We start from the raw sequence: 9,803 nt of genomic DNA on the forward strand, positions 1-9,803 counted from the left end.
ATTACGAAGTAATTGACGAAGCAATCCAGTAAAAAAATGCTAATTTTAGCATTTTTTATTAATTTTTCTGGATTGCCACATGAACTAAAGTTCGCTCGCAATGACGATATCAACTCTTTTTAGTTAATACCTCAAATTAAACGAGTATATCCTTGACTTAAGTTTAGAAAATCTTTAATATGTAATTCTAGCCAATAGCAAGATATAGGTTAGACCAAATAATGACGATTAACTCCAGTAATATAGAAAATCCTCCCTCTAAAATCAATAGCCGTTTTTCCAAACTTACCGATTATATCTGGCCTATAAAACGCCACGAAGTTTCTAAATTTTTATTCATCACCTTATTAATGTTCTGTATTTTATTTATCCAAAATCTAATCAGAGCTTTAAAAGATAGTATTGTTACTACTATGATAGGTGCCGAGACTATCTCATTTTTGAAGTTTTGGGGAGTGATGCCGTCGGCTTTCTTAATGACTGCTATCTATGTAAAACTCGTTAATAGGATGAAAGCAGAGAATATATTTTATCTTATTATATCAATTTTTTTGGCATTCTTTGCACTATTTGCTTATGTTATTTTTCCAAATCATGAAATACTGCATTTAAGCTCTGTAACCGTTCAAAATTTAACTGCAAATTTACCTAATTTAAAATGGTTTATATTGCTTTTATCAAAATGGAGTTTTTCGCTATTTTATATAATTGCTGAATTATGGCCAAACGTAGTTTTTGCATTACTTTTTTGGCAGTTTGTTAATAACATTACTATAGTGGAAGAATCTAAAAGATTTTATCCGTTATTCGGTCTACTTAGTCAAACAGGTATTTATTTAGCAGGGCAGTTTTTAGAGAATCTAAGTAATATTAATGATTACGTAACTAATAAATTTGCATTGCAATCGTCTTTTCATACACTTTCTATACAAATTATTCTAACTATAGTACTAATTTTAGGCATAATAGCTATTAAAACTTTTTGGCTGCTTAATCATAAAGTACTAGATAAAGAGCATATGGCGTTACTCAAATTTAAAGCAAAGAAAAAATCTATGACTATTGCCGAAAGTTTTCAGATGATTCTATCGTCAAGACATATTAGATTAATTGCAACTTTACTTATCTGCTATGGCATTGCCATTAATTTAGTAGAAGGTCCTTGGAAAGCAGCAGCTACTAAAATTTATAAAACTCCAACCGAATATGCAGCTTTTATAGGAAGTTATTTGAGCTACACCGGAGTATTTACTATTTTATTTGTCGTACTTGGTTCAAATATAGTTAGAAGACTTGGCTGGTTTACGGCGGCTGTTATCACACCTTTAATAGTGTTTATTACCGGTATATTATTTTTTGCTGTTAATAACTTTGAAGGATTTGCCGGCTTAATAATAGCAAATTTTATTCTAACCGATCCGGCTTTAATTGCTATAACAATAGGTGCTATTCAAAATGTGCTTAGTAAATCAAGTAAATATACCTTATTTGATTCAACAAAAGAAATGGCTTATGTTCCTTTAGATCCGGAAATAAAAATAAAAGGTAAAGCTGCTGCCGACGTGATAGGTACAAAACTCGGTAAATCCGGTAGTGCATTTTTACAATCATTAGTATTTATAATATTACCTTCCGCTAGTTATCAATCTATTTCCATCTGTTTAATGATTATATTTATAATTACTTGCTTAACTTGGCTTTGGGCAACTAAAGAACTCAATAAAGAATATAAAAATTCTATTAAATTTTCTCAATAATAATATCAGTTTTTTCTTGATATTACTAAAATCTCTATATACTATCTTTGACAGTATAACACAAACTGCTATTTATGTCATTCCTGCGAAAGCAGAAATCCATCATAAAGCAAGATAAATCGAGCTTTTAATTTTAAAATCTAATGTGTTAAGATCTTTTAGTGTCTGGATTCTCGCTTTCGCGGGAATGACATAAAGGGCAAAGATCAACGTAACAACATAGGCTTGACTACGCATTACTTACAGTTTGTGCTAATTAATTTTTGGTTAAATTGGAGGTTTTATGAGTAAAGATAGTGATAATCCTGGATATGAAAGTGGATATGAGTCAGGCACCGAAGAAAAAAAACAAGAGCAAGCTATTCCTGCTCAACCCATTAGTAGTACTGCAAATAAAGACGGTAAACCCGATACAAGTGCGTTTGATCCTTTAAATAGAGAATTTACAGAAGAAGAAAAACAGCAACAAATGAAACAAGGACAAGAATTTTTTTCTCAACCTACACTAGATACAGCTGATGATGGTTTTAGCTTTACTCCTGCATCTTCTACTCAATCTACTCCTTCAATCAGCGGCTTATCGGGCAGTATTTCCTCTGACGGTCAGACATCAGACCCAATAACCGAGGCTATCAGAAAAGAAATTCTAGAGAAGCAGCGTGATATATTAAGAGAATATTTTGCCAATGCAAATCCGGAATTAGCTGAACAAATAGCAAAAGAAGAAGAAGATAGAAAATTCCGTGCTTTTTTGAGTAACCAAGATAATCAAGGATTAATTAATAATGCTTTTGAAGATTCAGATACGAAAAAGAAGCTAGAAGCAGTAGAAATAGCCGGTTATAAAAATGTTCACTCAACATATAGTGCCGCTAATGGATATCAGGGTGGATTTAAGCCGGTACAGTGGGAAAACCAAATAAGTGCAAGCGATCTTAGAGCCACGGTAGTTAGAAATGATGCAGGCGATGAACTCTGTACCTTAAATGAAGAAACTGTTAAAACTAAGCCTTTTACTGTAGCTAAACAAGACGGTACTCAAGTTCAAATTAGTTCATATAGAGAAATAGATTTTCCTATAAAACTTGATAAAGCCGATGGGTCAATGCACTTATCGATGGTAGCATTAAAAGCTGATGGCACAAAACCCTCTAAAGATAAAGCAGTATATTTCACTGCTCACTACGAAGAAGGACCAAACGGTAAACCTCAACTTAAAGAAATAAGCTCACCGAAACCTTTAAAATTTGCCGGAGACGGACCGGATGCGGTAGCTTATATTGAGCATGGCGGAGAAATTTATACACTTGCGGTAACACGCGGTAAATATAAAGAAATGATGAGAGAGGTAGAACTAAACCAAGGGCAGAGCGTTGATTTATCACAAACTATAGCTGAAGATTTAACAAAGGTACAAGGTCGATCTCAGGAAACACCGCAACCAATAATAACTCCGAATCAAGAATTAAAATCATCTATTGAAACGCCCACTACTACACAAGTACCGCCAATTACTCCTGCTAACCAACCACTGCAACCTGAGACTTCACAAATGCCACAGCCGCAACAAGTGAATCCAAACCTCCTTAATGCAGCTACGGCTTTATCAACCAGTATGCAAGATTTATTAAATTATGTAAATGCAGGTTTAACAAAAGAAAAAGATGGTAATAAACAAATTGATTTAATTAACGAAGCAGCCACGGCAATTCTTAATAATGAGAAAAGTGATATTGCTGAAAAGCAGGCTAATATCATTGCTTTAACTGAAAATACGGTCAATAATCACGACCTCACACCGGATACAAAAGTAGCTGGAGTAAATTCGGTATTAGAAACCATAAAAAATGATCAGAATACTTCAGACCTAGAAAAATCAAAAATGCTTGAAGCTACAGTAGCTATAGCTTTAAATTCAGAGAATCTTGAACCGAAGCAAAAACAGCAGATGTTAGAAAAGGCAGTAGATGTCGGTTTAAGTCTTAAAGATGATGCAAGTAGAGCTACGGCAATTGACGGTATTACGCATGCTGTAATAAAAAGTAACCTTTCTACTGAAGATAAAGGTACAATGCTTATAGCAGTAGGTGATAAGGTTAATGCCTCTGAATTAAGCAATGCGGCAAAACAAAAATTATTAGGTTCTGTATTAAAGCAAGGTGTAGAAGCCCAAATTCTCAGTCCGGAACAACAACAATTGATGCAGCAGAATTTAGATAAGATTACAGCAGAACAAACTAAAAATGCTCAAATAACAGAGGTACAAGGTATTTTAGCTAACCCTGCATTTAATACTATCGCTAAAACTGAGGCAATACAAAATGTTACTACAAAGGTTTTAGATAGTCCGATTAAAGCAGAAATAAAAGGCGAAACGCTCGAAAGTATTACTAAGGTAGTTGCTGAGAGTCCTTTGAACGGTCAAGATAAAGCAGACATTGTTAAAGGTATGGGAGAAGCTATAGTTAGTCATAAAACTATGGCACCTACAGCAAAAATTTCTGCTATAGAATCCGTAGAAAAAGGGGTAGCCGAAAGTATAACAGATTTGGAAGATAAAAAGTTCATGACTAAAGGGTTAGTAGAGGGTATTTATGAAGGCAAAGCAAATCCTGAAATAACTTCTGAAATGACTAAAGCTGTTTCTAGAGGGATTGATAAGAGTACTGCTATACCGGAAGATAAACAAGCTCTTAAAGATGCAGCGAGTGAGGCAGCTTTAGATAGAGAAACTCAAGATTTAACTGAAGGGTTAAAAGGACAGAATTTAGAAGAACCTAAGCCTCGTGATGATATATATAACAAAGCCCAAGATGTAGCGGATGCATTAAAAAATGTTATTAAGCCTGTTTTAGATGCTCATCCTGAAAAACGTGAAGTCTCAGAAGAAGTTGTGAAAAAAACTTCCAGTATATTAAATGATATCTCTAAGCTTGCAATTGAGAAAGTCAATCATTTTCGTGCTATGCTCTCTCCGGATGGTAATCTTAAAACTCTTGAAGAAAAAAAAGCTGAATCAACAAAAAAAGTAGATGAGTTGGTAAAGGAATTTGGTACTAAATCTTCTACTGAAGAACAGCAAAGTTTTATTAAAGCTAATTTAATTGATGGTAAAACTTTATCTAAAGAGATACGTTTACAAACTATAGATAAGTTATTACAAGAACAAGCGCAAAAACGAGCAGAAGCAATTGAAAACCCTAATGTTAAAACGGAAGATGTAAGGGTAGTATCAGGACAGTCTGAATTAAAACCTATAAGTAAAGATGAGCCGGATATTGAAAAAGCTAAAATGGTAGTAGGAAGAGATAAAGTTAATATCAAAGATAATATAAAAATTATGGGAGCATTAATGAATGCAAGAGATAGCATTATTCAGTCGGAAAATTTAAATAAATCAACACCTATTAAAAGAGAGTCTTCCTTTCCGCCACGCTAATCAAGATTTGTATGCTGTATGTTATAAAGGCAAGCAATGTCATTCCTAGCTAAAAGCGGGAATCTAGTAAAACATATAAAAACTAAGTTTTTATATGTTTATGTTATCAAATATGTAAATTCTGTATCTATATTAAAGTTATTTTCGGATTCCCGCTTCCGCGGGAATGACATAAATGATATCAAAACATAATCAGGAGATCAGCGTGCCTTTATGCGTTAGTTTTTAGCTTATCTTTTCCGGCTAAACATTTTACTAGATTATTAACAGCTTGTTGTTCTTCCGTGCTATTAATTTTCATAAAATTTCTTGAAACTTCAATGCACATACGTTGATGTTGAGTATGTATAGGCTGCGGTTTATTAGCTTCTTCTAAACCTTCAAAGAAATAATCAATATTCCTATCTAAAGCTTCTGCGATTAGCACTAGCCTTCCTACAGAAATTCTATTAATCGCTTTTTCGTATTTTTGTAATTGTTGATGAGTAACATCAATTACTTCAGCAAGTTGTTGACGAGACAACCCCTTAGCTAATCTTAAAGAATAAATTTTCTTACCGATAAAACTATCGATTTTTTGTATAATATCGTTTTTTCTACCCATTATCTTCTCCTTGGTTACTAATTATGTCTATATTTAAAAATTTTCTTTGAACAAAAATGATATTATCCTATATTATTATAAAACATGTGGTTATTAATAATTTTATACCATTAAACTTATCCAATTGTAAGTAGAAATAATACCATAAATTAATATTATAAGCAACTATAAAATAACATTTTTTAAGTTTTTTGTAATCATTTGTTAAATAATTATTAAAGAATCGTGCAATATTATTTCTTATCAAATAAAAATATCATAAGAGCTTTAAAATTATTTTAAAGATAAAATATGAATATCTTATGTTTTAAAAACTTATTTACTGAGGTATAAATTACAATTTATAAAAAAATAAAATTTTGGTGTATTATAGAAAAATATAAAACTAATGCAAGGGAAAATTTCATTTCTATATCAATATTTCAAATCAAAGATAAAATATAGTTTCATTTAAATTATAAATTAATTATTTACAGCGAACTTATTTAAGGTTAAATATAAATTAATAATAACAACTAAAGCTTATAATGAGAAAAATTTTTAATTGTCTTTACGTAGCCTTATTTAGAACAATAGAAGATGATGGCGTTGAACATTCGGGATATATGTCATTCATGATACTTTTATCTATTTTCCCTTTCCTAGTATTCTTATTAGCTTTAACAAGCTTTTTAGGAGCTTCAGAACTTGGTCAAAATTTTATACAAATTTTTCTAGAGAGTCTTCCGGAACAAGCAACGGAATCAATAGAAAAGAGAATACGAGAATTACTAAGTTCTCCTCCTCAAAGTTTAATGAATCTTGCCATAGTAGGCAGTATTTGGACTGCTTCTTCTTTTGTAGAATGTTTAAGGACTATTTTAAATCGTGTATATCAAATAAAATCTCCCCCCCCTTATATAAGAAGAAGATTACTTAGTATTATACAGTTTCTTATAATTAGTGCCTTGATTACCTTTACTATGTTTCTTTTAGTGGTAATTCCAATATTATTTACAAAAATTCCGATAATATTAGAGACTATTGAAAAATATAAGATCGTTTTAAATTTTATAAGATATTCTTTAATTTTAATTTTATTATTTTTAGGTGCCTCATCTTTGTATTATATATTACCTAATGTAAAACTAAATTTTATTGATGTATTTCCAGGGGCTTTATTAACTGTAATATTATGGGTAATAAGCGGCTATTTGCTTTCAACATATATAGTCTATTATAATCAACTAAATCTAATGTATGGTTCCCTTGGTAGTATAATAGTTACATTAATATTCTTCTATATTATAAATATGATATTTATCTATGGTGCGGAATTTAATTATCTAATGAAAAATTATGAAAATATAGAGTGAAGTGCGACTTAAAGTGCTTCATAAGTATTTAGTTTTACAAAAATAAAATAATTAATTGAAACAATTTCGGTAGTTTTGTATTTAAAACTTTATATCAATCTTTATTTTAGTTGTAAAAAACAATTATTTTTTAGTTTTTAGGTTTTATGAACAAAATACAATTTATTTAAAAAAGTCCGATTTAAATAACATAAAGCTCTCCTGAGATGATGTCGGTAATGGAGTTAAATTATATTGTGGATCGAAAGCGTTCCCGTAAATCTTTTCTATTTTTTGGAGCGAACTTGGAGATTTTAAAGCCAACAATATTGACTTTAAAATAGTAAAAATTGCTATATATGGATCGGTTTCGGGAGAAGATAAGCGATGTTCTAAACGTTTTGGAAAAGAATTTGGAGTTCGTACGGCTACGCTTCTATTATTTCCACCGTATGATATATGCGTAGGAGCCATAAATTTTTTATTTATCCGTGAATAATCTAGAGTAGTCGGCATAAAAGCAAGCAGGGTGTCTAACATATAGTGACATAACCCTTGCGCTGCTAAAATTATATAATAATCGTTGAACTCGGAATTAAAATTAATATGAAAATGCATACTATTACCATAATCATCCAAAAACGGCTTAGGAGAAAAATCTATATAACCGTTTAACTGCTGTGCCATTTTTTTTAAAATAGTTTTAACCTCTAATATATTTTTTATATATTGTATTAGGTTTGTAGAAGGAGGGAGATCTATTTCAAATTGGTTATTGCCTTTTTCTTTTTTTATTTTAGAAATTTTAAATCTAGTTAAGTATTTTCTTGAAAGTATTTCAAATTTAGCTATATCAATATTGCGACTTAAATAAAACTCTAGTTCTACGCCGATAATAGGAATTAGGTTATAGTCTTGGTGAAATTGTGCTATTATTTTTTCCAGTTGTTTATTTTTTTGTAAACGATTGGATAAAGTATTAATAAAACTATTATAATTAATATGGGGTATTTTCATGGAAGGATTAATAAACGAATCAGTTTATTATAAAATTTTTGATAAAACATTCAATAATTCTAGTCATAGATATATAAAAAAAAATAACTCTATAAATGAAACAGAAATAGTTGAAAACAAAAAATCTATTACTACTTATTTTAAAGCACAAGATATTTTAATTTTAAACCAAGTACATAGCAATCAAATTATTAATGCTGATGAGTCCATAATAGCAGTACCTGAAGCAGATGGAGGCATTACAACTAAGAAAAATTTAGTATTAGCGGTACAATCGGCAGATTGTGTACCGGTATTACTTGCAAGCGGCGATGGTAAAATAATCGGAGCGGCACATGCAGGTTGGAAAGGAAGTATAAATAATATTATTAGTAATATAGTTACTAAAATGACAGAAAAAGGAGCAAAGAATTTAATAGCAGTGATAGGTCCTGCTATAGCTCAAAGTTCATATGAAGTTGATGATGAATATTATAAAGCTTTCTTAAGTAAGGATATTAACAATAAACAGTTTTTTATAAACTCAATAAAAGAAAATCATTATATGTTTGATTTACCTGCTTTTGTAGAGTTAAAACTTAAAGAATCAGGCGTTAAAGATATAAAAAATATTACTGAAGATACTTATACAAATCCGTTAAAATACCCAAGTAAAAGACGCTCATATCATTTGCAAGAACCTTATAATCAGAATATATTATCAGCTATAGTCATTAAATAACAGTATTGTTAAATAAGGCTACGTCATTGCGAGCGACTAAAAGGAGCATGGCAATCTCAGGACTTTGGCACGAGATTGCTTAGTCAAAACTTGCAGCTTTTCCTCGCAATGACGATATCTATCTTTATTTAACAATGCAAAAATAACTCTTCATTTATCCGGAGTATATTAATGAATCAAGAGAAACATTACTATCAAATAGTTTATGCACCAAACGATATTTTTAAAAAACAAGCAGAATATATAGACATTATTGATGATAATATTCGTACTATTGTCGATAAAATGCTTCAGACTTTAAATATAGAAAGGGCAGTGGGCCTCGGTGCTAATATGGTAGGAATATTAAAACGTATAGCAGTAGTTGACCTACATGAAAATAATAAATCATCGCCTATAGTTTTTATTAATCCGGAAATAACTTATTTTTCGGAAGAAAAACAAACTTTTATTGAAGGTTCTTTATCATTTCCAGGCATTGAAGCATCTATTACACGATCAAAAGCAATCAAGGTAAAATATCTTGATTATAACGGTAATAAGCAAGAGCTAGAAGCAGAAGGCTTTTTAGCAACTGTAATTCAGCATGAAATAGATTATTTAAACGGCAAAACTTTCCTAGATTATGTATCAAAACTTAAGCGTGATACACTCCTTAAAAAGATGCTAAAGCATATCAAACTCCATCCTCCACATATTCACGGTAGCGGTTGTCGGCATTAGGCTGTAATATCTAAAAATATCAATAATTTAATTTTCCGCACGCAGAGCCTAAAGTTTTTGACATTTGAATTTAAAATATGTTATAATTAACTAGTTAATTATATGAAAAACGCAATTACAGCCTTTGATGCTAAAACACATTTTGCTAAGTTATTAGACCGTGCTAGTAAAGGCGAAGGGTCATGCCCCCATATTGCAGTTATGCCTA

At 30.9% G+C, this 9,803-nt stretch carries 8 protein-coding genes; 6 read left to right on the top strand and 2 right to left on the bottom strand.

Going from position 1 to position 9,803, the window contains the following annotated elements; all coding sequences use genetic code 11:
• Positions 1 to 221: 221 nt before the first annotated feature.
• From tlc4 to KYQ89_RS04540, 3 genes are all read left to right on the top strand, one after another.
• Positions 222 to 1,757, top strand: coding sequence for an NTP/NDP exchange transporter Tlc4 (gene tlc4, locus KYQ89_RS04530; RefSeq protein WP_218460599.1), 1,536 nt, complete (start codon positions 222 to 224; stop codon positions 1,755 to 1,757).
• Between the two features lie 283 nt (positions 1,758 to 2,040).
• Positions 2,041 to 5,196 (top strand): Sca4 family spreading effector, encoded by a 3,156-nt coding sequence (locus KYQ89_RS04535; RefSeq protein WP_256621337.1) that lies wholly within the window; start codon positions 2,041 to 2,043, stop codon positions 5,194 to 5,196.
• A gap of 36 nt (positions 5,197 to 5,232) precedes the next feature.
• Positions 5,233 to 5,388, top strand: coding sequence for a hypothetical protein (locus KYQ89_RS04540; RefSeq protein WP_218460600.1), 156 nt, complete (start codon positions 5,233 to 5,235; stop codon positions 5,386 to 5,388).
• A gap of 19 nt (positions 5,389 to 5,407) precedes the next feature.
• On the opposite strand, the gene KYQ89_RS04545 is transcribed toward KYQ89_RS04540, so the two are convergent.
• Positions 5,408 to 5,800 (bottom strand): helix-turn-helix domain-containing protein, encoded by a 393-nt coding sequence (locus tag KYQ89_RS04545; protein ID WP_218460601.1) that lies wholly within the window; start codon positions 5,798 to 5,800, stop codon positions 5,408 to 5,410.
• A gap of 527 nt (positions 5,801 to 6,327) precedes the next feature.
• Between KYQ89_RS04545 and KYQ89_RS04550 the strand changes: the two genes are divergently transcribed.
• On the top strand, positions 6,328 to 7,155 hold the full coding sequence (locus KYQ89_RS04550; protein ID WP_218460602.1) for a YihY/virulence factor BrkB family protein: 828 nt from the start codon (positions 6,328 to 6,330) through the stop codon (positions 7,153 to 7,155).
• Between the two features lie 162 nt (positions 7,156 to 7,317).
• On the opposite strand, the gene KYQ89_RS04555 is transcribed toward KYQ89_RS04550, so the two are convergent.
• Positions 7,318 to 8,151, bottom strand: coding sequence for a glutamine synthetase family protein (locus KYQ89_RS04555; RefSeq protein WP_218460603.1), 834 nt, complete (start codon positions 8,149 to 8,151; stop codon positions 7,318 to 7,320).
• Between KYQ89_RS04555 and pgeF the strand changes: the two genes are divergently transcribed.
• On the top strand, positions 8,150 to 8,872 hold the full coding sequence (pgeF, locus tag KYQ89_RS04560; protein ID WP_218460604.1) for a peptidoglycan editing factor PgeF: 723 nt from the start codon (positions 8,150 to 8,152) through the stop codon (positions 8,870 to 8,872). The genes KYQ89_RS04555 and pgeF overlap by 2 nt on opposite strands.
• 171 nt (positions 8,873 to 9,043) lie before the next feature.
• The gene (def, locus tag KYQ89_RS04565) at positions 9,044 to 9,595 is read left to right on the top strand and encodes a peptide deformylase (protein ID WP_218460605.1); all 552 of its coding nucleotides are present in this window, start codon (positions 9,044 to 9,046) and stop codon (positions 9,593 to 9,595) included.
• Positions 9,596 to 9,803: the final 208 nt, after the last annotated feature.

The organism is Rickettsia sp. TH2014, assembly GCF_019249195.1.
Lineage (GTDB): Bacteria > Pseudomonadota > Alphaproteobacteria > Rickettsiales > Rickettsiaceae > Rickettsia > Rickettsia felis.